The sequence below is a fragment of the Raoultibacter timonensis genome, from assembly GCF_900240215.1.
GTDB lineage: Bacteria > Actinomycetota > Coriobacteriia > Coriobacteriales > Eggerthellaceae > Raoultibacter > Raoultibacter timonensis.
In genome coordinates, this window is record NZ_LT964679.1 from 1077291 (window position 1) to 1102626 (window position 25336).

Consider the following 25336-nt stretch of genomic DNA (forward strand, 5'->3'; position numbering starts at 1 on the left):
GATCTGATTCGTACTTTTCCCGAAAGCCCTACTGGAGAACCCCGAAGTTCTCCAAAGGCCAGTATATGAAGCAGGCTTTCCCGGTCACGCTCTTTTCCTTGACGGAGCCGAAGTAGCGGGAGTCCTTCGAGTTCGTGCGGTTGTCCCCCATCACCCATATCTCGCCCTCGGGCACCGTATAGGGGTAGGCTATGTCTACGAGCGTGCTCGCGAACGGATCGGACGGGAGCCCGTGGGTGTAGGGCTCGCTGAGCGCGACGCCGTCCACGTACACCTTGCCGTCGACGAGGTCGACGGTCTGGCCGCCTACCGCGATGCAGCGCTTTATGAGAATGCGTCCCGGGATCTCCTTGTCCTCGAACGTGACGATGTCGCCCGGCTCGATGTCGCGGAAGTAATAGCTCACCCGCTCGGAGAACACTTTATCGCCGGTCATGATGGTGGTTTCCATGGACCCTGAGGGAATCTCGTAGGGCTGGATGACGAATTCGCGGAGGAACCACGAGAGTCCCACGACGAGGGCGACCATGATAAGAAGGCTCAGCAGGCTCCGAAAGAGGGACGGCCTACGGGGATCGGCGTGCTGACCGGCATCCATGAACGTTTGCTTCCTTTCCATCCAGACCTCGCCAATCGATACGCCTGAATACGCTTCGACGGTATATGATACCGCTTCGCGCCTAGTCGGGAACGCCGTTCGATAAAGATTTCAGAAATCCATGATCAGCGGCACGGTCACGCGAGCAGGTTCGAAAACCGCCTTGGACACCGCATGCGAAACGGGTCTCCGCACGCCTTAAAGGACACCGAAATCGCCGAACGGCCAGTAGACAAGACACACCCTCCCGGTCACGCTCTTTTCCTTGACGGAGCCGAAGTAGCGGGAGTCCTTCGAGTTCGTGCGGTTGTCCCCCATCACCCATATCTCGCCCTCGGGCACCGTATAGGGGTAGGCTATGTCTACGAGCGTGCTCGCGAACGGATCGGACGGGAGCCCGTGGGTGTAGGGCTCGCTGAGCGCGACGCCGTCCACGTACACCTTGCCGTCGACGAGGTCGACGGTCTGGCCGCCTACCGCGATGCAGCGCTTGAGGAGTATCCTGCCGGGAATCTCCTTGTCGTCGAACGTGACGATGTCTCCTGGTTCCACGTTTCGGAAGTAGTAGCTGACCTTCTCCGAAATCACCTTGTCCCCGGTGATGATGGTGGTCTCCATGGACCCCGAGGGGACCTCGTAGGAATGGATGACGAACGTCATGAGGAACCACGAGATGCCGAGCGCGATCGCGATGGTTGCGACAAAGCTCGCAAGCCCCTTGAGAAGCGACGGCCTATCGGGGTCGGCGTGCCGACCGGCATCCATGAATGCCTGCTTGCCGGCCATCAGCGGCCCGCCGATCGAACCGCATGCGAAGCGATGCGAGGGAAATCCGGGGTCATCGCGAGCAGCCTTCCCCGCCGATACCGAGCGATCCGAGAAACGTCCGGTCGCTTGCGTCGAGATTCGCCGATGCGAGCAGGTCGGGACGCAACCTCGCCGTACGCTCGAGGCTCATTTCGCGCCTCCACCGCTCGACGGCCGCATGGTTCCCGCTGAGAAGCACGGCGGGAACGTCCATGCCGCGAAAGCTCGCAGGCCTCGTGTATTGGGGGTATTCGAGCAGGCCGTCGTAGAAGCTCTCGTCGATCGCGCCCGCCTCGTCGCCGAGAACGCCATCGATCTTGCGCACCACCGCATCGATTATCACCATCGATGCGAGCTCGCCGCTCGTCAGCACGTAATCGCCGATCGAAATCGTTTTATCGGCGAGCGAATACGCACGCTCGTCGATGCCCTCGTAATGCCCGCACACGAACAGCAGGCGCTCGCAAACCGACAGCTCGGTGGCAAGCGCCTCGGAGAACGGCTCGCCAGTCGGACTGAGGAAGATCGTGCAGGGCTTGCCAATTCCCGAGGCCGCGATCTCGTCGTACGCCTCGAATATCGGCTCGCACTTCATGACGAGCCCTTGACCGCCTCCGTACGGATCGTCGTCGGTCGTGCGATGACGATCGTGCGTCCAGTCCCGAAGGTCGTGAGCAGTGAATTCCAATATGCCCTTCTCCTGGGCGATGCGCATCATCGACGAACCCATGATCGAGTCGAACATGCCGGGAAACGTCGAAAGCGTTTCGATCCTCATGGATCCGTCCTTTCCCATCTCAAGCGAACCGGTTGATCCCGTTTCGCATCCTCGCCGAACCTCAACAATCGAGCAGGCCCTGTGGCATGCGCGTCCTCACGGTGCGAGCCTCCCGGTCGACGTCGATTACGATCGCATCGACGTACGGGACAAGCACCTCGCCCGCCTCGCCGTCGATCGCGATGAGCCGCTGCGCGGTGTTGTCGATGATCTCGCGCACGCTGCCGACGAAACCGGCGTCCTCGTCGTAAACCTCGAAGCCTGCAAGTTCCCGTTCGGCTATGAGATCGAAGCCGTCGGGAAGATCGGACCGGCGCACAAGGCACGAGCAGCCCGCAAGGGCTTCGGCAGAATCGATCGAATCGACGCCGTCGAACAAAACGAGATACGCACCGTCGCCCAGATGGCCCACCTCGCGCACGACTCCGCGCCTCGGAGCGTCGAGCACCGGCGGAACGAACGCGACCTCCGTGCCCCCATGCAGCAAAAAAGGAAGGCCAGGCGCACTGCGTGCGACCAGCCCCCCTTGCAGGCTCTTCGGCTTTACCAGTTCGGCGACGTTTGCCCAGTCGTGCATCTAATCGATGAGTTCGACTTCGACATGCGTGTCGGTGCGGGAGGCCGCCGCGCGCGCGAGCGTGCGGATCGCCTTGATAACCCTACCCTGGCGCCCGATGACCTTTCCGGCATCGTCTTCGTGCACGCGAATCTCGACGAGGATCGTTCCGTCGTCGGCTTCGCTCGAAGTGATCTCGAGGTCGTCCGGAAACTCGACCAGCGGCTCTACGACCGAGCTCACCAATCCGGCGATGTCTGTCGCTTGCGCTGACATGGCGCTACTCGCCCTTGCGAGCGGTTTCGAGCAGACGGGCAACCGTATCGGTCGGCTGCGCACCGTTCTTGAGCCAGGTATCGACCTTTTCGAAATCGAACTTCACCATAGCGGGATCGACGCAGGGGTTGTAACGGCCGACCTCCTCGATGAAACGGCCATCGCGCGGAGCGCGGGCGTCGGCGACGACGATGCGGTAGTAAGGTGCCTTTTTAGCGCCGTGGCGGGCGAGACGAATCTTAACTGCCATGAAGATGAACTCCTTTTACCATGAAATACAACGTTTGGGTGCTCGACTCTGCGCGAATCGACCTCCTGAAAAACAGCAATTGCTAATAATAGGGTGAAAATGCGCTTCTGGCAAGCATTCAGCGAAAAGGCGGCACGAATTACAGAAAGTGCACCATTGCGCAGCAGGGCGCCTACACTCGATGGAAGTATATCCGCGTATCCTCGAACGTGCCGTCCTTCAGGCGAAACCCTCCGGGTATCGTGCCTATGCAGGCGAATCCAAGGTCCTCGTACAAATGAACGGCCCCCGCATTGCTTGCGACGACGGCGTTGAACTGCAGACCGGAAAACCCGAGATCGCCCGCACGCACAAGCGAATCGCTCACAAGCATCCTGCCAAGCCCTCTGCCCCTCGCCGCCGAAGCGACCGCGTAGCTCGCATTCGCAACATGTGCGCACCGGCCGACGTTGTTGGGGTGCAGAATATAGAGGCCGAGAACCTTCCCGCCGCCCTCGGCAACCGCAGTTGCCGACTGCGACGCGAAAAACTCGCGAGCCGACGCTTCATCGAGAAGCTCTTCCTGGGGAAACGCGATGCCGCCCTCGACGACTTCGTTCCATATCGCACACATGGCTTCGATGTCCGTCTCCTTGAAAAGACGGATGACCAACGGCTCTTCCATACGTGCCACTTAATCCTTCCTGCTCCGAACGACCCCTATGACAAGTTCGTCTTTCGATCGATGACGAATACGCAGATGGCGTAGAAGACAACGGCGGTCACGAGGTACAAGACGAGCGAGACGCCCGAAGACATCACGTTCATCGCTTCGTAGCCGAACGTTGAATCGTAGGCGAAACCGGTCGCAATGAAAACGCTTTTTATGCTGTGGATCAGCCCCGCAGCCCACGAAAGGGCGAAGAACAAACCGATACCGGCCGCCACCTTGTGCTTCGAAGCGAGGGCTCCTCCGAGGGCGAAGGCGGCGTAGGCCGTGAGCACCATCGTAAGCGCCTGCATTGCCGCCGTGGCTGCGGCGACGAGGAAGCTGACGAACGAGACGATGTCGGAGAACCCGAACGACGACACGAGCATGAAGTACGGTATCGTCTCGTCGAAATCGCCTGAAAACCCCATAGCCGCGATCGAGGCGAAGTACCCGCAGAAACCGACGATGAGCGCATCGATGAGCACCCACACCATAGCCGCTATCACCTTGGACGCGATATGCTGGTTCGCGGTGACGGGAAGCGTGAGCGTCAGGTACCCCTCATCGGTGAAGAAATTCCTATAGAAGCGGTGCACGATCGCAAAGAGCGTAGCCGCGGAGGCCATGAAGAGCGCAAACAGGAAAAAGGCACCCGTCATCGCGAGCATGACGAGCATCGACGTGCCGAAGCCCGACGAGCTGTTCCACGAGCCGTAGGACGAGTCGAACATGTGCACGCCGAAGAAGCACGCAGCAGCGCCGAGACCCACGGCGAGCGCCGCGATGTGCACGGGGACGAGAATGCGGGAAAGCGCCTTCAAGTCGTATTTCAGCAGTTTTCCTAGCATCGATAAGCCTCCCTGAAGTATTGGTCAAGGCTTCGCCCGGTCTGCTGGTACACCAACTGAGGCGACGAGTACATGGCGATGTTGCCGTACTGCAAAAGGATGAAATCGTCGAGCACGCGCTCGACGTCGGATACGAGGTGCGTCGAGACGAGAATCGTCGAATCCCGATGGTAGTTTGCAATAATCGTCCCAAGGATGAAATCGCGCGCCGCAGGATCGACGCCTCCGATCGGCTCGTCGAGCAGGTAGAGCGCCGCCCTGCGCGCCATAACGAGTACGAGCTGCACCTTCTCCTTCGTCCCCTTCGATAGGGCTCCCATGGTTGCCGTCGTGGGCACCGAGAGGCGCAGAAGCATGTCCTCGGCGAGCCTGCGATCGAAGTCCGCGTAGAAATCCGCGAAGAACGAGAGCGTGTCGGTCACCTTCATCGACGGACTGAAGTACGGCCGCTCGGGCAGATAGGACACCCGCGCCTTCGACGAAGCACCGGGCTCTTCGCCGAGGATGTAGGCGGCGCCCGCAGTGGGCTGCAAAAGCCCCGCTATGAGCTTGATGAGCGTGGTTTTGCCGCTGCCGTTCGGCCCGAGCAAGCCGACCACGCGTCCGCGCGGAATCGTAAACGTCACGGCGTTAAGCGCGTTGACGCTCCCGTAGCGCTTGGTGAGGGACCGGCAGTCGAGTACCGGAGCGAGCCCCGGGTCGGGAGCGGGTACGGTCGGTGGTGCATACGCTTGGTCCATTGGACCTCCTATCGAAAGGAAATGCCGCTTCTATTTATCGAGATCCTTGAACAGGTCCTGCATCTTCTTCATGTCGGCCATGCTCATGGAGCCCATACCGGGAATCGAGCGCCTGCGGCGGCCCTTCTTCCCCTTCTTGCCCTTTCTCCCCCTGCCGTCGTCGGCGGGCATGAACTGCTTCATCATCTTCTTCGTCTCGTTGAACTTCTTGATGACCTGGTTCACGTCGGATACCTGCACGCCGGCGCCTGCGGCAATGCGCGCGCGGCGGCTGCCGTTCAAAAGATCGGGCTTCTCGCGTTCCTGCAGCGTCATGGAGTGGATGATGACCTCCATGCGGTCGAGGGCGCTCTCGTCAACCTGACCCTGCGACATGGCCTTGTCGCCGCCCGGCAGCGCCGCGACGAGCTTCGAGACGCCGCCCATCTTGCGGATCTGCTTGTTCATGTCCAAGAAGTCGTTGAGATTGAGCTGCGCACGCATCATGCGCTCGGCGGCCTCGGCCTCCATCTCTTCGGCTTCTATCTTCGCAGCGCTTTCGATAAGGCTCACCACATCGCCCATGCCGAGGATGCGCTTGGCCATGCGGTCGGGGTGGAACTCCTCGAGCGAATCGGGCTTCTCGCCTGACGAGATGAACTTGATGGGCTTGCCCGTCACCTGCTTGATGGAGAGGGCGCCACCGCCCCGGGCGTCGCCGTCCATCTTCGACATGATCACGCCGTCGAAGTCGACGCGCTCGGCGAAGGCTGCGGCTACGTTGACCACATCCTGCCCGGTCATGGCATCGACGACCATGAGAATCTGATCGGGCTTGACCGCTCGCTTGATATTCTCGGCCTCGGCCATCATCTCCTCGTCGACGTGGAGGCGCCCCGCCGTATCGATGATGACGACGTCGCGCAGGCTGTCGATCGCATCCCGGATGCCCTCGGTTGCGATCTTCACGGGGTCTGTGCCCTCGCCGCGGTACACCCGAACGCCAATTTCGTCGCCGAGCGTCTCGAGCTGGTCGGCAGCTGCGGGGCGGTACACGTCGCATGCTACAAGCAGCGGTTGATGGTTCTCCTGCAAAAGGCGGTATGCCAGCTTGGCCGCAGCGGTAGTCTTGCCCGAGCCCTGCAGGCCGACGAGCATGATGACGTTGGGGATGCGGCTGCCCAGCACGAGCTTCGAATCGGTGCGGCCTAAAAGCTCCGTCAGCTCGTCGAGCACGATCTTGATGACGTTTTGGGCAGGGGTCAGCGATTCGAGCACCTCGGCGTCGAGGCAGCGCTCCTTGGTATTCGCGATGAAGGTCTTCACGACCTTGAAATTGACGTCTGCTTCGAGCAGGGCCATGCGGATTTCGCGCATGGCCTGGTTGATATCGTCCTCGGTCAGGCGGCCCTTGCCGCGCAACCCCGAAAATATGCCCTGCAGTCGTTCGGAGAGGTTCTCAAGCATTCCGGTAAACTCCCATCGTAGGTATGCGTTCGCTTGATTATACTAAAGCGCTTCCATACCGAACCCAATACGACAAAACTACCCCATTCGGCGGCGCAACGCTGCGCGCACGCCGAAAGGTGCGGCTCAGTCTCGCTCGTCCAGATCCCCGACCAGCGCTCTTGCGAAGTCGAGCGGGTCGAAATCCTTGAGGTCGTCCAAGCCCTCGCCCACGCCGATCTTGAGCACGGGCAGATCGAGCTCATGGGAAACAGCGAGCGCGATACCGCCCTTGGCCGTACCGTCGAGCTTCGTGACGATCACGCCGTCAAGATCGAGCGCACGGTCGAACTCGCGTGCTTGCGAAAGACCGTTCTGCCCGGTAGTCGCATCGGTGACGAGTACGGTGTACACAGGCATGTTCGCCCGCTTGCGCACCACGTTCACCACTTTCTCAAGCTCGCGCATGAGGTCGGCCGATGTATGAAGGCGCCCCGCCGTGTCGATGAGCACAAGGTCGGCGCCCGTCTGCTCGGCGCGCTCGATGGTGTCGTAGCATACGCTCGCAGGATCGCTCCCCCGCTCGCGCGTGCAAATCTCGACGTTGGCGCGCTTCGCCCACACCTCCAACTGCTCGATGGCCGCCGCGCGAAACGTATCGGCGCTTCCGAGCAGAACGCGACGACCCGCATCCGTTGCTTCCTTGGCGATCTTTCCCACCGTTGTGGTCTTGCCGGTTCCATTGATGCCTACGAACAAGACGATGGCCGCCCCGTCCCCGAACACGTTCTCGCCGCCTTCGGAAAACGTGCGGGCGATCTGGTCGTAGAGCAGATCGAGCACCGCGTACGCATCGGGCAGCGCCTTGCGCGTCGCTTGGTCGCGCAGGTTCTCCACGATGGTGGAGGCGGCGGACGCACCCACGTCGCTCAAAATGAGCGACTCTTCGAGACCGTCCCAGAACTCGTCGTCGAGATCGGGACCGCGGTCCAAAAGGACGTTCATCTGCTCCTTGAACTTTTCACGAGAGCGAGAGAGCCCCTCGCTGATCCTATCGAAAAATCCCATGTTATTCCTCCGCGTATCGAAGTGCATGATCGAGCTTTTGGCTCACCACGCGCGTAACGCCATCGGCCTGCATCGATATGCCGTAGAGCACGTCGGCCATCTCCATGGTGCGGCGCTGATGGGTGATCATTATAAGCTGTGTCGTATGCCTCAGCGAATCGAGGTACGCGCAGAGCCTGCGCAGGTTCGAATCGTCGAGTGCGGCCTCGACCTCGTCGAGGATGTAAAACGGCGTCGAGCGGATGCGGTACACCGCGAACAGGAGGGCAAGCGCCGTCAAGGATTTCTCGCCGCCGCTCATGAGCATCATCTTGGTGATGCGCTTGCCGCGCGGCTGCGCGGTCACCTCGACGCCCGTGTTCTCGGGATCCTCCGGATCGACGAGCGAAAGCTCGGCCGAACCGCCGGGGAACAAGATCGCGAATATCTCCTGGAAGTTGATGTTCACCTGCTCATAAGTGGTGATGAAGTCCTCTTTCATGCGCGCATCGATCACGCCTACGATCTTGGAAAGCGACCGACGTGCCGAATTCAGATCCTCGAGCTGGGCAGCCATGTAATCGTAGCGGCGCTTGAGCTCGGCGTACTCGACGGCGGCATCGGGATTGATCGTCCCCATGTTGGCGATACGGCGGCGCAGCTTGAACGTCTTATCCTCGGTTTCGGCGCGATCCTCGAGCGCGGGCATCGCAAGGGCAGTCTCGAGCGGCGTTTTGCAATCGTTCACGATCGTGCCGATCGCCGCCTCCACCTGCACCTCGAGCCTGCCCTTGTCGACGCGGGCCTGCGAGAGCTTCGCATTCACCTCGTCGAAGGCGTCGTGAGCCTCGCGGGCGGCCTTCCGCGCTTCGTTCATGGCGGCATGCAGCCCGCTCGAGGAATCCTGCGCCGCAAGCGTCTCGTCCTCAAGGCGCTGCGTCCATTTCTTCGCGCTGTCCGACAGCTCCTCGAACACGGCGAGCAGCGGCACGACGCGCGTTCGCGCGAGCGCCTTTCTGGCAAGGTTTTCCTTCGCCGATTCGTCCTGCGCCAGAATCGATTCGATCTCGCGTTCGCGCGCCTCGACGACGCGCTTGGTATAGGTCTCCCGCTCTGCGGAGGTCGCCGCGGCAAGACGTGCTTCGGAAAACTCGTTCGACAGATCAAAGCCCCGTTTCCTCAGCGGAGCGACCTCCTGCTGGAAACGGGCGACGTTCTGCTTCGCCTCCTCGAGCGCACGGTCGAGTTCCGCAAGCTTCGCGACCAGCTCGTCGGCAGTCGGTTGCGCGGTTTTGAGCACTTCCTGGGCTTCGGCGCGCTGCCGTTCGAGATCCTCGAATTCGCGCTGCAGCGCAGCGAGCTTCTCCTCGGCGCGCTTGAGCTCCTCCTTCGAGGAGTCGGTCTGCCCTTTGAGTTGAGCGAGATCCTGCGAGAGCTTCAGGCTCTCCCCCTGCGCCTCGCGCAGTGCCGCATCGGCCGCATCCCGCTCGACCTCGGATTCGGCCTGCGCTTTCTCCGCACGGGAAAGCTCCGCTTTCAGCTCTTCGATACGGCGATGGCGCGCAAGCGTACCCTCCTCGTCGTGTCGGTTCGCGCCGATGACGATCTTGCCGTTGGGCCAGATGACGAACAGATCGCGGGTGGCGAACCGGGCCCCCGTATCGTCCGCCTCGTATGCGGCGATGGCCTCCTGCCTCGTCTGGCACAAATACACATCGCCGAGCAGGCCCGAAACCGCCTCAGCGTACGTCTCGGGGTACTCGAGCAGGTCGATGAGCCGTTCGCCCGATTTCGCCGTCCGATCGTGCGCGCTCATGTTCTTTCCGGGAAGCAGGACGACCTCGCCCGTCTCGTCCACGTCGACGAGCGCATCGGCGATGGCGTTCGCACTTGCCGTATCCGATACGAACAGCGCTGCAAGGTCGCTGCCGAGCAGATGCTCGACGAGCGCCTCCGACCCCTTCGGTGCGATGATGACATGCGACAGCGGCTCGATCTCGGTTTCGAACTCGCTTCGGTGATCCATAAGCCATGCAAGCGCCGGCCCCGCCGCTTCGCTTGCCCGCTCGACCTCTTCGAGGCCGCGAATCTCCGACGCGAGAAGCGATACCGCATCGCGCGTGCCGTCGAACGCCTCGCGCGCGCTCTCACGCGCGGAGAATGCAGCCGACACGGCCTCGCGCGCCCTTCCCTCGAGTTCCTTGAGCTCGGCGAGCTTCGCTTCGTTTTCCTGCGCCGCCCCATGGGCGCGGTCGTAATCGCCCTTTGCGTGGGCGAGCTGGATCTCGAGCTCCTTGCTGTGCCCGGCGATGAGCTTCTCGTGCGCACGGCTGTTGGTCAAAAGCTCGTTGGTCTCCGCTTGGGCAAGCCTCGTCGTCTCTATTTCCCGGACGAGCGATTTCTCCTTGCCCGTCCACTCCTGCACGCTCCGCTCGAGCGCCGAGCGGGCTTCCGTCAACGAACGCTGCTCGGCAAGCAGCGCTTCTACCTGCGCATCGGCCTTACGTTTCTCTGCGGCGACCTCTTCGAGCTGCGCAAGCGCCTGGGCTCGGTCCTCCTGCGCCTGACGGGCCTTCTCCTTGTTTGCGGCGAGCGAAACCTGTATCTCGCCCTCGTAGCTTTGCGCCGCGCGTTTCTTCTCGTGGAGCAGCAGCGTCGTCGCATCGAACCGCTCGAGTGCCGACTGGGCGCGACGGTAGCGCCGGGACAGCTCGCCGGTGTTGACGTTGCGCTCCTGTATCGTCTCCTGAAGCGTCTCGATCTGCTTTTCGGCCGCGTCGATCGCCTCGCGCATCGAGGCGAGCTGTTCGTCGAGATCCTTCTCCTGACCGGTCGCCTTACCCCATTTCTCTTGGAGCACGCGCAGATCGTCGACCGCAAGCATCAGGTTGAGCTCGGCGAGCTCGTCTGCAAGGCCCTGATAGGCCTGCGCGCGCTTCGCCTTGCGCTCAAGGGGTTTGAGTTGGCGCTCGACCTCCGCGGCAACATCCCTCACGCGCGTGAGGTGGACGTCCATCTGCTCGAGCTTGCGCTGGCTTTTGAGCTTTCGCTGCTTGTGCTTGAGCACGCCGGCCGCCTCCTCGATGATGGCACGGCGATCCTCCGGCTTCGACTGCAGGATCGAATCGAGGCTGCCCTGCGAGATGATCGAATGGGTGCCGGTTCCCAGCCCCGAATCGTGCAGGATGTCGAGCACGTCCATGCGCCTGGCTAACGCGCCGTTTATGAGGTACTCGCTCTCGCCGCTCCGGTACATGCGGCGCGTTACGGCAACCTCGGTGTAGTCGACCGGAAGCGTTCCGTCGGTGTTGTCGAGCACGAGATCGACTTCGGCGATGCCGACGCTCTTGCGAGCCGACGAGCCTGCGAAGATAACGTCCTCCATGGCCTGGCCGCGCAGGTTCTTCGCGTTGCGCTCGCCGAGCACCCACAGCACCGAATCCGAGATGTTCGATTTGCCCGAACCGTTCGGGCCCACGATAGCCGTGATACCCGGCTCGAGCGAAAGCACGCTCCTATCGGCAAAGGACTTGAATCCTTTGAGGACAAGGGATTTTAAATACACGTCTCTTTACTCCCGGTTTTTCTTTTGGTTTTGCTTGTTCTGTTTGCTCTGCTTGGCGCGATCGCGCTCGCTTTTCTTGCGCGCTTTGTCCTCGGCCTTCGCAGCAGCCAGCGCCGCTTTCGCAGCGGCTTTTTCGGTACGGGCCGCTTTCGCATCGGCTCCCAAACCGAAAAAGTCGCTCAGGCGGGCGAGCGTCGACTTCGCGGCCTGGCTTTCGGCTTCCTTCTTCGTTCTTCCGGTCCCCCGCGCAAGCCCCTGCGTTCCCGCGAAAACCTGCGCGACGAACGTGCGGTCGTGCGGCGGGCCCTGCGTCTCCACGAGCTTGTAGGTTGGCGTTATTCCGTCTTCCTGAAGCTTCTCCTGCAGAGCGCTCTTGGGGTTTTCGGGTTCCTTGGCCATGTCGAGCGACATGCGCGGAATGAGGGTTCGCTCCACGAACGCGGTCGCCGTCTCGAGGCCGCCGTCGAGGTAGAGTGCGGCGACGATCGCCTCGTAGACGTTTTCGAGCGCGGAGTGGAGCCCGCGTTTGCCCGTGCCCGTCTCCGACGAGCCGAACACGATGATGTCGGCGAACCCGAGCTCGGCCGCCACATCCGACAAGCTCGTACCCGACACGAGCGCCACCTTGATACGGGTGAGGCCGCCTTCGTCGAGATCGTGGAACCGATGGAACGCCACCGTTGCCACGATGGCGCCGAGGATGCTGTCGCCCAGAAACTCGAGGCGCTCGTAGGAGAATTTGACCGACTTGCCCTCGGTGGCCGACGGATGGGTTATGGCGGCGAGCAGCAGCTCTTTATGGCCGAACGAATAGTCGAGTATCTCCTCGGCGCGATCGAGCTTTTCTCGTTGCTCTTCCGAACTGGTCATCTCGATCACCGCGCTTTCGCAGCTACCCGGTCGGCCGTTTCGGCCGACTTCGCCGAATTCCCGCCGAGAACCGTCTCGGCGATCATCTCCGACACATTGGTGCGGACGATCTTCGCCGTCGTATGGATGCCGTTCTTGATGGCCGTCGCGTTCGACGAGCCGTGGCCGACGATGCACGCGCCCTTGACGCCGAGCAGCGGCGCGCCCCCGTACGTATCGGGGCTCACTTGCGCCATGAGGTCTTTTAAGCCCCCTTTGATGGTCAGCGCGCCCAGCTTGGTAACCGTGCTCGAATAGAAGATGTCCTTAAGCGCCTTGAAAAGCGTCTTGGACGTACCTTCGATGGTTTTAAGGCACACGTTTCCGGTGAAGCCGTCGGTCACGAATATGTCGTAGTTGCCCGGAAGGATGTCGTTGCCCTCGCCGTTTCCGACGAAGTTGGGCACCTGTTCCTTGAGCAGGGCGAAGGCTTCCTGCGCGAACGCCGAACCCTTGGTATCCTCTTCGCCGATGTTCAAAAGCGCCGCTTTCGGCTCGTTTACCCCGATGACCTGCTCCATGTATATGGTCGCCATCTGAGCGAACTGCACGAGGTACTCCGGCTTGCAATCGGCATTGGCTCCCACGTCGCACATGACGACCGGTTTGGCGGGCGACGGGATGACGGTGCAGAGCGCAGGGCGGGAAACGCCCTTGATGCGGCCCATCACGAGCGTGGCGGCGGCAAGGCACGCCCCAGTCGAACCGGCGGAGAAGAACCCGCTCGCTTCGCCCTCCTTGACCAGCCTGCATCCGACGACAAGCGAAGAATCCTTCTTCTTGCGAACCGCGTTCGCGGGATGCTCGTCCATGGCGATGAACTCGGTCGTAGCGACGGCCCGGCACCGCTCGTGCTCGGCGCAAAACGGCTCGACCGTATCGGCGGGGCCGCACAGTACGATATGCAGGTCGGCATCTTCGGCGAGCGCTGCGGCAACACCGTCGAGCACAACGCCGGGCGCATGGTCTCCGCCCAACGCATCGACCGTTAAGGTAACTTGTTCAGACATCGTTTCTCCTTGCGTTGCAGACGGCGGGAAACGCCGCTGCGTACTCGGTCGGCCTTGCGGCCACGAATCAATTATAGGCAAAGAAGACGCACCGTCAGCGCCGCCCGGCCATCTTTATCCGAAAACTAAAAACGGCACGGACCCGCACCGTCGCATCGGCTCGGAAAACCCGCTGGCAAAGCGCGGCGCAAGGCGCCCGACGCGACGGGCATGCGCGCTTCCTGCACGCAAAACGAAACGAAGCTCTCGGAGATGCCTCGAACAAGGCAGCCCGGAGAGCTTCGCTTTCAACCCGAACGGAAACACCGCACGGATGTGCGATCCGAATCTACTCGGTCTCGATGACTTCGCGGTTCTTGTAGTAGCCGCAGTTCGGGCACACGCGATGCGGAAGCTTCACTTCGCCGCACTGCGGGCATACGGAACGAGAAGGTGCTGCAATTTTGTCGTTAGCACTCCGACGGGCGTTGGTGCGAGCACGACCCATTTTACGCTTAGGTACTGCCATGATCCTTGTACTCCTTTTCCAAGCCGGACTGACTGCCCGGTATTAAAAAGCAATCGTTAAACACGCGAAGAGATATTCTATCAAACGCATCTCCCCCGTGCAATATAGGTTTTATGGAATCCGCATCTTACGCGGCATTGGGTTTGCGCGCATCGAGTCCGCCGAAACCCGCGAATCCGCGCTACTCCCCGAATTGCATGCGGTAGTAGCGCGCATACGTGCCGCCCGATTCGAGCAAGTGCCCGTGCGTGCCGAACTCGACGACGCGGCCGTTTTCCACCACGGCTATCGCGTCCGCACCGCGAATGGTCGAAAGGCGATGGGCTATGACGAGCGTCGTCCTTCCCCGCGACAGATCCTCGAGGGATTTCTGCACCTTCCGTTCGCTCTCGTTGTCGAGCGCGCTTGTGGCCTCGTCGAGGATGAGGATGCGAGGGTCCTTCAAGAAGATGCGCGCGATGGCGATGCGCTGCTTCTGGCCGCCCGACAACCTTGCACCTCGCTCGCCCACATAGGTTTCGTAGCCGTCTTCGAGATCGCAGATGAAATCATGGATGTTCGCAAGCACCGCCGCCCGCACCACCTCGTCGTCGGAGGCGTCGGGCCTACCGTACGCGATGTTCTCGCGAATCGTGCCGTCGAACAGGTACACGTCCTGCTGCACGATGCCGATTGAGCGGCGCAGCGAATCGACCCGCACGCGGCGCACGTCGATGCCGTCGATCGACAGCGATCCCGCCGACACGTCGTAGAAGCGCGGCAGCAGCGAGCAGGTGGTCGTCTTGCCTCCCCCGCTCGGGCCCACGAGCGCGACCGTCGAGCCGGCGGGGACATGCAGGGTGCGACCTTGCAGCACATCGTGCTCCCCATCGTAAGAGGACCGCACGCCATCGTAGCGGATCTCGCCGGTCGCCTGTCCGACCGTATCGGATCGCTGTTCGCGTTCGATCTCGTCGAGGTCGCGGGCGTCGGGAGCGTCCTCGATGTCGGGCCGCACGCGCAGCACCTCCATGAAGCGCCTGAAGCCGGCATAGCCCTTCTGGAACTGCTCGGTGAAGTTGATGAGCTGCTCGACAGGCGAGACGAAGATGCCGATGTAGAGGGCGTATATGGCCAGATCGGTAACCTCGAGGGTGCCTTGCGCCACGAAGTAGCCGCCGCCCANTCGTGCTCCCCATCGTAAGAGAACCGCACGCCATCGTAGCGGATCTCGCCGGTCGCCTGTCCGACCGTATCGGATCGCTGTTCGCGTTCGATCTCGTCGAGGTCGCGGGCGTCGGGAGCGTCCTCGATGTCGGGCCGCACGCGCAGCACCTCCATGAAGCGCCTGAAGCCGGCATAGCCCTTCTGGAACTGCTCGGTGAAGTTGATGAGCTGCTCGACAGGCGAGACGAAGATGCCGATGTAGAGGGCGTATATGGCCAGATCGGTAACCTCGAGGGTGCCTTGCGCCACGAAGTAGCCGCCGCCCACGACGGTAACCGTATAGAGTACGCCGATGAACACCGAGTTCACCGCGTGGAACGATCCCATGAACCGGTACGACAGCTCCTTGGTGTCGACGAATCGATGGTTGCTCTCGTCGAACTTGCCGATCTCGACGCCCTCGTTTCCGAACGATTTCACCACGCGGATGCCACCGAGCGAATCCTGGAGCCGTGCGTTGATATCGGCCATCTTCTTGCGGTTCTCGGTGAATATCGTCCGCTTGCGGTAGTTCCGCCAGAACGCGTAGGCCGCCATGAGCACGGTGGCGACGAGCATGATGAGCGTGAGCGGCACGTTGACGAGGAACAGAAGCGCGAACGAGCCCGCGATCTTGAGGATGCAGATGAAGAGGTTCTCGGGGCCGTGGTGGGCGAGCTCGGATATGTCGAACAGGTCGGTAACGAGCTTGCTCATCATGGTGCCGGTGTTGTTGCGGTCGTAGTAGGAGAAGCTCAAGCGCTGGTACTGCTCGAACAGATCCTTGCGCATGTCGGCCTCCATGCGCGCGCCCATGATGTGGCCCCAGCTCGTGATGAAGTACTGGCACGCCGTACGGACGGCGTACATGGCCGCGAGTAGAACCGCGATGAGCCCGAGCGACGCGACGATGACGTCGGGAGGCTCGAGGAAGAACTCCTTGGTGAAGAAGTTCAGTATCTGGGGAAACGCCAGATCCACGACCGCAAGCACCGAAGCGCAGAACAGATCGAGGATCAGAAGCGCCCGATAGGGCCTGTAATACGAAACGAACGCCCCCACCACTTCGGAGGCGCGCACGGACGGCTCGTCTGTTTCTTCGCCTGGACGCATCGGATCCTCGCATCGCCTTCCTTCGGGCGTCGTGCAGCCCGTCTCAGCTTTCGAACGTAATGTCCTTGAGCACCGAGAAGGGATTGGCGGGCGCTTCGTCGGCAGACTGCTTCTCCCCGCATGCGCAGGGTCCTTCGTTGAGGTCCGCGCCGCAATCGGGGCAAATGCCCTTGCAGTCGTCGTCGCACAGGGGAACGAGCGGCATCTCCAGCAGCAAAGCCGCCTTGAGCAGCGGATCGAGTTCGATCACGTTGTTCTTCGGAAGGTAAGAGAATTCGTCTTCGTCCATATCCTCGGGGGCGTCTTCCTCTTCGGAAAGCAGGTAATATCCCTCTATCTCGCCTGTTACGGGAAACTCGAAGGTGTTGAGGCAGCGTGCGCAAGCGGTCTTCGCCGTTCCCTCGACCGTTCCGGTCACGAGCAGGGCGCCGCCCGTATTGGTAACAGTCGCCTGCCAGGCAAGCGGGGCGGCGAACTCGTAGAGATCGGGTCCTGCCTTGAGGATTTCGAGATCGTACGTACCTTCAAAATAAGAACTCTCCGCAGGGGCGAAGAGTTCGCTCGGTACCAGTATGCGGGTATCGGACATTATCGACCCGCCATCGAGTTAGCGTTCAAACGGTCGCGGCAGCGGCGAACGTTTCCAAGCAAGGTGTCGAGACTCTGCTCGACGTGGCCGAACACCTCGTCGGCGTAATCTTCGGCTCCCGCGCGCGTCTGGCGCTCGAGTTCACGGGCGTCGCCCATGATGGTTTCGGCCTGCTGCTGCGAGATGCGGACGATCTCCTGCTCGCTTGCGATGGTCATCGCCTGGCTGCGCGCATCGTCGATCATGCGGCTCGCCTCGGCCTCGGCATCGTCGAGCAGGCTTTGCCGCTCGCGAACGATTTGGCGAGCCTGGGAAAACTCGCTCGGGAACGTGTCGCGGATCTCATCCATGATCTCGAATGCGGCTGCGATATCGACCTGGCGCATATTGCTCTTGCCGAAAACCGGCTTAGAATCTTCCAAGAGGATAGAGAGCTCTTCGAGTAAGCCCAGCACTCCCGTTTCGTCCATTGCTGTCCTTCCAACCTTGCTGCTGCGTTTGAACTGCGTTTATGGGTATGAAGCGTTGCTTCGGTATACACCATCGCGATATTTTAGCATGAAGCTCCATAAAATCGAAACTCCCTGCATAAACCGCACATTTGCGTCAACGAAGGGTTACGGTGTCGCAATCGGCGCGAAACGCGCTTCGACAACGGGCGGGCGGCTCCGTCGTCGAAGCCGCCCGCCAAGCAGTACGCAGCTGCCGGGCGAAAGTCGCCCTATCCCTATTCGGCGTTCCTCGCCGCCAGACCGTTTTCGGCCTCGACATAGCGCAGGCCGCAGGCAGGGCACGTGAATTCCCCTTCGAGCTTCGCTCCGCATTCGCATACCCATCCGATGCGGCGGGCGGGCACGCCCGCCATAAAAGCATGCGATGCGACATCGTGCGTTACGACAGACCCCGATCCGATCATGGCATATTCGCCAATCGTATTACCGCACACGATCGTCGCGTTAGCGCCTATCGAAGCCCCCTTTTTCACCACCGTCGAACCTACCGTCCAACCCATAGGCCCATGGGCTCGTGGCATAAGATCGTTTGTGAACACGCATGAAGGCCCGCAGAACACCTCGTCCTCGAGGACGACGCCATCGTACAGAGAAACGTTGTTTTGGATTTTGCAGCGGTCCCCCACCACGACATCGCCCGCAACGTTGACGTTTTGCCCAAGCACGCATCCTTTGCCAATGCGTGCACCTGATTGGATGTGGGAGAAATGCCAAACCTTGGAACCGTCGCCTACCTCGGCCCCCTCATCGACGTACGATGACTCGTGGACGAAATACCCCGTATCTTCGCTCGCCATGGATTACCCCACCAATGCCTCGTTTTGGATTCGTTCGCAAAGCTCAAGGGCCCGCTTTCCCATCTCTCCGGATGTAGCGATCTCGCTTCCGTCTTTAATGCACGAGAAGAAATGCTCGAACTCGGCACGCAGCGGCTCGCTGATCGGCACCATGACCTTCTCGACGATGTTCTCCTGCCGATACTGAACCGGATACCCGACATCGAGGGAAAAGTTCGTCTTCCGGGATATCTCGACGGTTCGGTTGAGGTAGTCAACATCGATGTAGCAGTTTTTAGCGCTGATCTCCGCTTTTCGAATCTTCGATTCCGTGACGCGACTCGCCGTCAAACTGGCAACAAGACCATTGTCGTACGTAACGAGCGCCTGAGCGTAATCGAGCTTGTCGGTATAGACCTTCGCACCCTGGCTCGCAACGCGCTTGATGCCCGCATCGCCCGCGATGGCGTTGAGCACATCCACATCGTGGATCATGAGGTCTTCGACGACGCTTGCATCGGACACCCTACCGTAGAACGGGCTCATGCGACGGAAGTCGACCGAAATCACCTCTTCCTGATCGATGATGTTCATCAGCGTTGAGATGGCCGGATTGAACCGCTCGACATGGCCGACGCATAAGCGCACGCCGGCATCGCTGCAGGCGTCTATGATCGCCTGCGCATCTTCCACGTTTAGGGCTATCGGTTTCTCAACGAGAACATGACAGCCAGCCTGGGCTGCGGCAACAGCGTATTCCTTATGCAGGAAGGAGGGTACGACGATATGGGCGACGTCGACGGCCGCGTACAGCTCCTCAGGCGAACCGAATGCCGCGATACCGTATCGTTGGGCCTGCTCCTTCGCCAATGTTTCGTTAACATCGTAGCAGCCGACAAGTTGGCATTCGGCCATCGTCGAGAGGACGCGGACATGGTTTTTTCCCATGTTGCCCGTTCCGACGACACCGACCTTCAATGTTTCACTCATTATCTCAATCCTTCCTTAACAGCTGCAACGATTTGCTCGATATCGGACTCTTGCAAATACGGGTGCATCGGGATGCTGAATACGCGATTGGCAAGGTCTTCGCAAACAGGCAGATCGCCAAGCTTGTATCCCAAGTTCTTGTAGGCTGTCGAAAGATGGATCGGAATCGGATAGTAGATGGCCGTCGGAACACCCGCCGCCTTGCATGCATCGATGATTGCGGTGCGCTCGTCTGCGTCCTTTGCAACAAGGGTGTACTGCGCCCACACCGAAAGCTTTCCGTTCGTCACAGCCGGAACAGCAAGCACATCGGAAAGCCGCTCTGAGTAGGCATTCGCTACCTGGTTGCGAGCCTCTACTTCGCTATCGAAGATAGCGAGCTTGGAGAGGAGCACCGCTGCTTGAATGGAGTCGAGGCGACCGTTGACGCCGATCCTTACATTATCGTACTTATCGCTACCCTGTCCATGCACGCGAATCGACTTTATCAGCTCGGCAAGATCATCGTCGTCGGTGAAGATGGCGCCGCCGTCGCCATAACAGCCGAGCGGTTTTGCGGGGAAGAACGACGTCGATGCAACATTGCCGAACGAACCCGCCTTTGCACCCTTGTACTCGCCGCCGAACCCCTGCGCGGCATCTTCGATGACAAACAGTCCGTGCTTGTCGGCAATGGCCAGAATCTCATCGTAATCGGCGGGCTGCCCAAACAGATCGACGGTGATGATGCCCCTCGGAGTGAGCTTGCCTTCCGCGAGCGTCTCGTCGATAGCGCGATCAAGATCCGCTGGCGACAGGTTGAACGTCGTTGCATCGGAGTCGACAAAGACCGGCGTGCCGCCGGCAAGCGTTATGCTTTCAGCAGAAGCGAAGAAGGTAAACGAGGGCACGAAAACCGCATCGGTAGCCTTGAGATCGTAACCCATCAACGGTATTACAAGCGCATCGGTGCCGCTCGAGCAGGAAATCGCATGCCTGACGCCCGCGTATTCGGCAAGCTTTTCCTCTAGCTCGGCAATCTCGGGGCCCATAACGTACTTCTGGCTCTGAAGCACCGTACTCACGCGCGAGAACACATCGTCTTCAATGCGTTCGAACTGTGTTTTCAAGTCGATAAATTGCATGTCTTCTCCTATCGCAACGAGCAACTTTCGTGCAAGCGTTTCCAGTATAGCCCATAACGTTTCCAACAGAACATCAGGATGCAATCCGCAGCAACTCTCGACAACGCGGAAGCATCGGAAGTGCAGGTAAGCGCACAGCTTGACCGAAAGGCAAGCGGCTGTTCCGAATCAAAGAGAGAACACGATTACACCGACCACGATAAGCACCATACCAAGGGCGGCTTTTGGCGTCACTCGTTCGTGGAGCACGAATACACCGAGTATCCCCACGAAAACATAAGCGAGGGATTCGAGAATGGGGCCCATGGAGAGGGGCACGTACTTGAATGCGTACACCGTCACGAGAGTCGAGAGGAAAAACAGCGTATAGGCGCCGATAACGGGCGGATTAAGGTACTGCGCAAGCAGATTAGGGTACTCTTTATCGGCGCTTTTCTTCAAAAGCACCTGAGATACCGAGCTGATGAGCACCGACACGACGAAAACAAGGATGTAGGGCAAAGCATCATTCGACATTGCTGCTCACCACCAACACGATGCCGCAGAACACGATTGCGGCGCCGATGACCATCGTCAAAGACACCGTCTCGCCGAACAGCAAAACCCCCCACAGAACGCCCCAGATGATAGTCACGCCCTTGTTCGCAAACGCCGTGATAAGGGGCAAGCGACGTAGCACCTGCTGCCAAACTGCCGCGTATACCACCAAAACGGCTAGCAGTCCCGCGTACCATCCGATGTAGCCAACCGAAAGGAAGGGGTAACCCGAGGCCATTTTCGAGCATACGGCACCAAGGGAATACAGAAACAGTATCCCGTGCAGCATAAGATAAGTCTTGAGCTTCTGGCCGGAAGCTCTTGTCGTCTGCGCATTTCCCGTTTCGTCGTTCGCCATAATACCGTAGGCTGCGCTTACCGCGACGCCATGTAGTCGGCAATAGCAGCGCACACTTCGCCGACAGGCACGTCGGTATAGCAGGGCAAAGTGATCGTGTGGTGCTGCAGATAGGACGCGTTAGGTTGGACGCTGTCGTACTTGGCCCTGTAATACGCGCACTCGCTCAGACAGTACGTCCCGATTGTGCTCTCGATCTCACGACCCGCAAGATAGCGGCACAAGTCATCGCGATCGACGCCCTCGGGCACGGTAAACACGATGCTCTGCATGTTATGGTAAGCGTTTTCCGCCGCCTTCTGGGCGGTAAAACCGAGCGGCTCGAGGAGACGGGCGTATTCGGAAGCCTGAGCCCTGCGCTCCTTGACGATATCGTCGATTTTGTCGATCTGCGAACACCCCATAAGCGCAGGGATTTCCGGAAGACGGTAATTGTACCCGTACGACACGAAGTCGCCCGACGCGTCGGCGCCATGGTTCAGTTTGTAGGAGAGGATTTCGGCGTACGCATCGTTATCGGTTGCAATGATGCCTCCTTCGCCGCATGTCAGCAATTTGCGAGGGTGGAGGCTGAAACAGGTGATGTCCGCGATGGAACCCACCTTGCGCCCGCCTACGGCGCTTCCTATGGCGCAGGCGGCGTCTTCGATCAGCACGATACCCTTATCGCGGCATAGCCCGGCAATCCGATCGAGCCCGGAGGGATTCCCCAGGGCATCGACGAAAATTACCGCCTTGGTTCTTTCGGTGATCTTCGAGGCGAGCTCGTCGAGCGTCATGTTGTAGGTCTCAAGCGAAACATCGGCGAACACCGGGGTGGCCCCCACATCCTCGATCACGTTGACCGACGCGGGAAACGAAAAATCGGAGACCACGACTTCGTCGCCCGGTCCTACCTCAAGGACCTTGAGCGCCATCGTAAGCGCCGTCGTTGCCGAGGTCGCGTTGAACGCGTACTTCGCCCCGGTGTAGGCCTCCACCTTCTTGGGAAAAAGTTTCGAATACGGACCTTTCGTAAGTATTCCCGAATCGAAGATCGCCTCGAGCTCCGCGGAAACCTCATCGAAGGAGATGTAGGGCTTAATGAGCTTGATCATCACAGATTCTCCTTGTACCAATCGAGCGTTTCGGCAAGTCCTTCGTCGAACGAGCGGATCTTAAAGTCGATCATACTCTTGACAAGGGCATTCGTGGCGTTATGGCAATCCACATCGGCACCTCGCCTTGGCTTGCGCACAATCTCGCCCTCGTAGCCCATATATGCGCTGATCTTGGTGATCACATCCTCCATCGAGGTATTTCCATTGGCGGATATGTTCACCTCCTGGCCTTTTTCCATCTTATCGAACAGATCGATCACCGCATCGACCGTATCGAGCACATAGATGAAATCGCGGCTCTGCTTCCCCGTCCCATGGATCTCCGGTGCAATACCGTCCATGATGCGCTTTGCGGTCAGGGGTATGATCGCAGCCATGGGCGGCTCGGCGTTTTGCCGCGGGCCGTAGTTGTTGAAGGGCCGCACGATGAATGCATCGAGGTCGAACATGTTGACGTAGGTTCTGAGCATGATGTCGGCGGCAGCTTTGCCCCCGGCGTATGTCGTCGTCGGATTATACGGATGCTTCTCGTCCATAGGCTCGTACACGGCGGTACCGTACACCTCGGAAGACGAGAAATGGCACAGCGTCGAAAAAGCTCCTGCACGCTGCAGCTCGAGGAGGTTTCCGATAACGACGACGTTTGTCTCGAACGCATCGCACGGATCGATGAACGAATAGTTCAAAGCCTTTGTCGCGAGGTTGAACACGATATCGACGGCATGCTCTTCGACCATGCGCGAGAGGGCCTCTTTGTCCTCAGCGTCCTCCTTGTACAGAATCGCGCCGCGCTGCATCGCGTCGGCAAGGTTCTCCTCCTTGCCGAGGAACATGTTGTCGATGACGACGACGCTTGCAGCCCCCTTATCGAGCAACCTGTCTACGAGGTGACTGCCGATAAAACCCGCTCCACCGGTCACCAGAATGTTCGAACCCTCAATGCTCTTCCTCATGCGATTCACGTCCTTCTTTGTCGCCGCCGTGCACCTGCGCAGGGCGCATGCTTCCGTCATAGATCGCCGTCTTTCCGCAACGGCCCTATTTCGTGTAGTTCTTCGAGTCGTAATACCACTTTCGTCCCGTGAGGTGCCAATTGTCGAAGTCCGACATAGGTCCGTCTATCTCGAATTCGATTATCTCGTTTACATAGCCTTCCGAGTGATCGGTTGTGGTCATGTAGTAGTAACGCGCACGGTCCTTATCGTCTATCTCAAACATGGTCGACCCGTACTTCGAACCGTCGCCCCCGACCGCATCGATGACGGTCGGGAAAAGATCGGCATGACTCACCGGCATATCCGATATCACGCAGGGCTTCTCCGAATCCTCCTTGCTTTGCGCGGGTTTCGCAAGCATCAGAGGGCTCGTCGGCTCCGTTAGGGGGTCTTTCGATACATACCAGTCCCCATGATCGGCCATAACGATGATCGTCGAGTTTTCGTAGAGCCCCTTCTCTTTGAGTTGGCTGATATACTCCTCCACGATGCCGAGCGCTCCGATGCTCTGCTCGTCGCGCGTCGATTCGCCTCCCTCGGCAGGTTGGCAGTTTTCATCCATCACGTACGGCTCGTGCGAGCCGTTCAAATGTATCAGCCGGAAATCTCCCTCGGCACCGCCGTCTTCAACTTTCAGGCCGCCGTTCGCGAGCATATCGTAATAGCGCAAATCGTTCATCGTGTAGGGGGTGTCCGCGCCGTTTGCATCGCTGTCCCGAACGACCATCGCATCGTTGACTTGGTCGGTGTAGAACCAAAACGGAGGCTTGAACACCCAAGGTAGATCGCGATACAAAGCGCATTGATACAGGATTCCCACAGCGCCCTCGACATCGAGAGAGCTTCGGCGCTCGCCCAGAGGATGGATGTTCACCGTCTTGTCCGCCAACTCGCCTATATCTCCCCACCCGAGCGAATCGGAATAAATCCCCACATCGTATCCCTGCTTAGCAATGTCCTCGAGAAACGTGCTGCGGGTGTATCGCTCGTCAATGTAGCGGGTGAACTCCTCTCCTTCTTGAGGGAGCTCCCCTGTCACAAGGTAAGGAAGCGCGAACATGGTGGGAACCATCGAGCCGGTAGAATCGGGGAAATACGTAAAGCCCGTAAAAGGATCGAGCAAGTCGGGGTTTTCGTCGAGCAGATGCTCCATCTCGAACGTATCGAACTTATCGAGAATGAACACGATAACGTTTTCCTTGCTTGAAACGCTGTACAGCCCGTCCTCCGTTACCACGAGCGGCTCCGTGGAGGCTTCCGCCACGGTGTCGGCATCTGCCGCCTGGGGCGTCAGAAACAAGCTTGCTACCGCCACGGACTGAACGATGATGAGGCAGGCGCCTATCGCAACGGATACCCCGCGGCACAAGCGGCTCCGATACGCGGCAAAACCGACGAAAGCGGCCACTACCGCAATCCATACAGCGGCGCTGACGGCCGTTGCAGTGGTATAGTCGCCCCAAACCACCGAAGCACCATCCGCTGTCGGAAGCGAGGTGTTAAGAAACATGACCTGCACATACGCGCATACGCCAAGGGCAACGACCAAAACAACCGCTACATCGAATACCTTGCCGCGAAAAATCGAGAGAACGAGCGCGAGACATACCGTGATAACGATGCCGCCGACGGCTATCGGCGCCCATATATCGGAAAGGCCGAACACCAGACTGCTTGAATTGCTCGCCACTATCTCGTAAGGGGCCACCACGAACACGGTGTATGCGAGAAACGCTGCCGCGACCAGAGAGACGACGATCCGCTTCGGCCAAGGAAGCGGCTTGCCCGACCTTTCCTTCTTTTTGGCGTATCGAGCGTCGGGGGCTTCGGCGAAAGATCGCGTCCGACCCGCTTCGTCGCAATCCGCCTCAGCCCAAGCCGCTCCCGTGCGGTGCACATCGCCTTCGACCTCCTTCCCGGCATTCTCATCGATGTTCAGCGCCTTCATGAGCACTTTTCGCGTCCGCCTGAAGGCCACGCCGGCAACTGCGCCGAGAGCCACGGCCACGCCCGCAAGCGCTTGAATGGTATAGGTCATAACAGATGGGT

General features: G+C 59.9%; 25 protein-coding genes and 1 pseudogene. All 26 read right to left on the reverse strand.

The features are described from left to right. Positions 1–28: 28 nt before the first annotated feature. Positions 29–598 (reverse strand): signal peptidase I, encoded by a 570-nt coding sequence (lepB, locus tag C1722_RS04750; RefSeq protein WP_102378222.1) that lies wholly within the window; start codon positions 596–598, stop codon positions 29–31. A 198-nt stretch (positions 599–796) separates the two neighbouring features. Continuing rightward, positions 797–1363 carry a signal peptidase I gene (lepB, locus tag C1722_RS04755; protein ID WP_102379539.1) on the reverse strand — a complete coding sequence of 189 codons (567 nt, stop codon included), beginning with the start codon at positions 1361–1363 and terminating at the stop codon, positions 797–799. Positions 1364–1436: 73 nt separating this feature from the next. After that, positions 1437–2183 (reverse strand): tRNA (guanosine(37)-N1)-methyltransferase TrmD, encoded by a 747-nt coding sequence (gene trmD, locus C1722_RS04760; RefSeq protein ID WP_102378223.1) that lies wholly within the window; start codon positions 2181–2183, stop codon positions 1437–1439. 61 nt (positions 2184–2244) lie between these two features. Continuing rightward, a complete protein-coding gene (locus tag C1722_RS04765; RefSeq protein WP_102378224.1) occupies positions 2245–2760 on the reverse strand; it encodes a ribosome maturation factor RimM in 516 nt (171 codons plus the stop codon). Then, positions 2761–3015: a KH domain-containing protein gene (locus C1722_RS04770; RefSeq protein ID WP_102378225.1), complete on the reverse strand. Its 255-nt coding sequence runs from the start codon at positions 3013–3015 to the stop codon at positions 2761–2763. Positions 3016–3019: 4 nt separating this feature from the next. Further along, entirely contained in the window at positions 3020–3265 is a 246-nt protein-coding gene (rpsP, locus tag C1722_RS04775; protein ID WP_102378226.1) for a 30S ribosomal protein S16, read from the reverse strand. A 172-nt stretch (positions 3266–3437) separates the two neighbouring features. Then, positions 3438–3929: a GNAT family N-acetyltransferase gene (locus C1722_RS04780; protein ID WP_102378227.1), complete on the reverse strand. Its 492-nt coding sequence runs from the start codon at positions 3927–3929 to the stop codon at positions 3438–3440. A gap of 35 nt (positions 3930–3964) precedes the next feature. After that, entirely contained in the window at positions 3965–4804 is an 840-nt protein-coding gene (locus C1722_RS04785; RefSeq protein ID WP_102378228.1) for a hypothetical protein, read from the reverse strand. Then, a complete protein-coding gene (locus tag C1722_RS04790) occupies positions 4798–5544 on the reverse strand; it encodes an ABC transporter ATP-binding protein (protein ID WP_102378229.1) in 747 nt (248 codons plus the stop codon). Before C1722_RS04790 ends, C1722_RS04785 begins: the two co-directional genes overlap by 7 nt. Before the next feature lie 30 nt (positions 5545–5574). Next, complete coding sequence (gene ffh / locus C1722_RS04795) at positions 5575–6990, reverse strand: signal recognition particle protein (RefSeq protein ID WP_102378230.1); 1416 nt, start codon at positions 6988–6990, stop codon at positions 5575–5577. Positions 6991–7116: 126 nt separating this feature from the next. Further along, a complete protein-coding gene (gene ftsY / locus C1722_RS04800) occupies positions 7117–8037 on the reverse strand; it encodes a signal recognition particle-docking protein FtsY (protein ID WP_102378231.1) in 921 nt (306 codons plus the stop codon). A 1-nt stretch (position 8038) separates the two neighbouring features. Next, entirely contained in the window at positions 8039–11581 is a 3543-nt protein-coding gene (gene smc / locus C1722_RS04805; protein WP_102378232.1) for a chromosome segregation protein SMC, read from the reverse strand. 6 nt (positions 11582–11587) lie between these two features. Then, on the reverse strand, positions 11588–12451 hold the full coding sequence (gene rnc, locus C1722_RS04810; protein ID WP_102379540.1) for a ribonuclease III: 864 nt from the start codon (positions 12449–12451) through the stop codon (positions 11588–11590). A 5-nt stretch (positions 12452–12456) separates the two neighbouring features. Beyond that, positions 12457–13500 carry a phosphate acyltransferase PlsX gene (plsX, locus tag C1722_RS04815; protein WP_102378233.1) on the reverse strand — a complete coding sequence of 348 codons (1044 nt, stop codon included), beginning with the start codon at positions 13498–13500 and terminating at the stop codon, positions 12457–12459. A 328-nt stretch (positions 13501–13828) separates the two neighbouring features. Continuing rightward, positions 13829–14008, reverse strand: a complete 180-nt coding sequence (rpmF, locus tag C1722_RS04820) for a 50S ribosomal protein L32 (RefSeq protein WP_102378234.1) — start codon at positions 14006–14008, stop codon at positions 13829–13831. 181 nt (positions 14009–14189) lie between these two features. Next, a pseudogene (locus C1722_RS17795) lies at positions 14190–16306 on the reverse strand (ABC transporter transmembrane domain-containing protein). A gap of 43 nt (positions 16307–16349) precedes the next feature. Continuing rightward, a complete protein-coding gene (locus C1722_RS04835; protein WP_102378235.1) occupies positions 16350–16895 on the reverse strand; it encodes a YceD family protein in 546 nt (181 codons plus the stop codon). Next, the gene (locus tag C1722_RS04840; protein WP_102378236.1) at positions 16895–17365 is read right to left on the reverse strand and encodes an ATP synthase subunit B family protein; all 471 of its coding nucleotides are present in this window, start codon (positions 17363–17365) and stop codon (positions 16895–16897) included. The genes C1722_RS04835 and C1722_RS04840 overlap by 1 nt, the downstream gene beginning before the upstream one ends. A 257-nt stretch (positions 17366–17622) precedes the next feature. Next, positions 17623–18204: an acyltransferase gene (locus C1722_RS04845; RefSeq protein ID WP_102378237.1), complete on the reverse strand. Its 582-nt coding sequence runs from the start codon at positions 18202–18204 to the stop codon at positions 17623–17625. Positions 18205–18207: 3 nt separating this feature from the next. After that, the gene (locus tag C1722_RS04850) at positions 18208–19173 is read right to left on the reverse strand and encodes a Gfo/Idh/MocA family protein (RefSeq protein WP_102378238.1); all 966 of its coding nucleotides are present in this window, start codon (positions 19171–19173) and stop codon (positions 18208–18210) included. After that, on the reverse strand, positions 19173–20297 hold the full coding sequence (locus tag C1722_RS04855) for a DegT/DnrJ/EryC1/StrS family aminotransferase (protein ID WP_102378239.1): 1125 nt from the start codon (positions 20295–20297) through the stop codon (positions 19173–19175). Before C1722_RS04855 ends, C1722_RS04850 begins: the two co-directional genes overlap by 1 nt. 168 nt (positions 20298–20465) lie before the next feature. Further along, the gene (locus C1722_RS04860; protein ID WP_102378240.1) at positions 20466–20813 is read right to left on the reverse strand and encodes an EamA family transporter; all 348 of its coding nucleotides are present in this window, start codon (positions 20811–20813) and stop codon (positions 20466–20468) included. Further along, positions 20803–21192, reverse strand: coding sequence for a DMT family transporter (locus C1722_RS04865; protein WP_102378241.1), 390 nt, complete (start codon positions 21190–21192; stop codon positions 20803–20805). The genes C1722_RS04860 and C1722_RS04865 overlap by 11 nt, the downstream gene beginning before the upstream one ends. A 17-nt stretch (positions 21193–21209) precedes the next feature. Next, positions 21210–22289 (reverse strand): DegT/DnrJ/EryC1/StrS family aminotransferase, encoded by a 1080-nt coding sequence (locus tag C1722_RS04870; protein WP_102378242.1) that lies wholly within the window; start codon positions 22287–22289, stop codon positions 21210–21212. Then, positions 22289–23245, reverse strand: coding sequence for a dTDP-glucose 4,6-dehydratase (locus tag C1722_RS04875; RefSeq protein WP_102379542.1), 957 nt, complete (start codon positions 23243–23245; stop codon positions 22289–22291). Before C1722_RS04875 ends, C1722_RS04870 begins: the two co-directional genes overlap by 1 nt. Positions 23246–23330: 85 nt before the next feature. Then, positions 23331–25325: a sulfatase-like hydrolase/transferase gene (locus C1722_RS04880; RefSeq protein WP_180995037.1), complete on the reverse strand. Its 1995-nt coding sequence runs from the start codon at positions 25323–25325 to the stop codon at positions 23331–23333. Between the last annotated feature and the right edge of the window lie 11 nt (positions 25326–25336).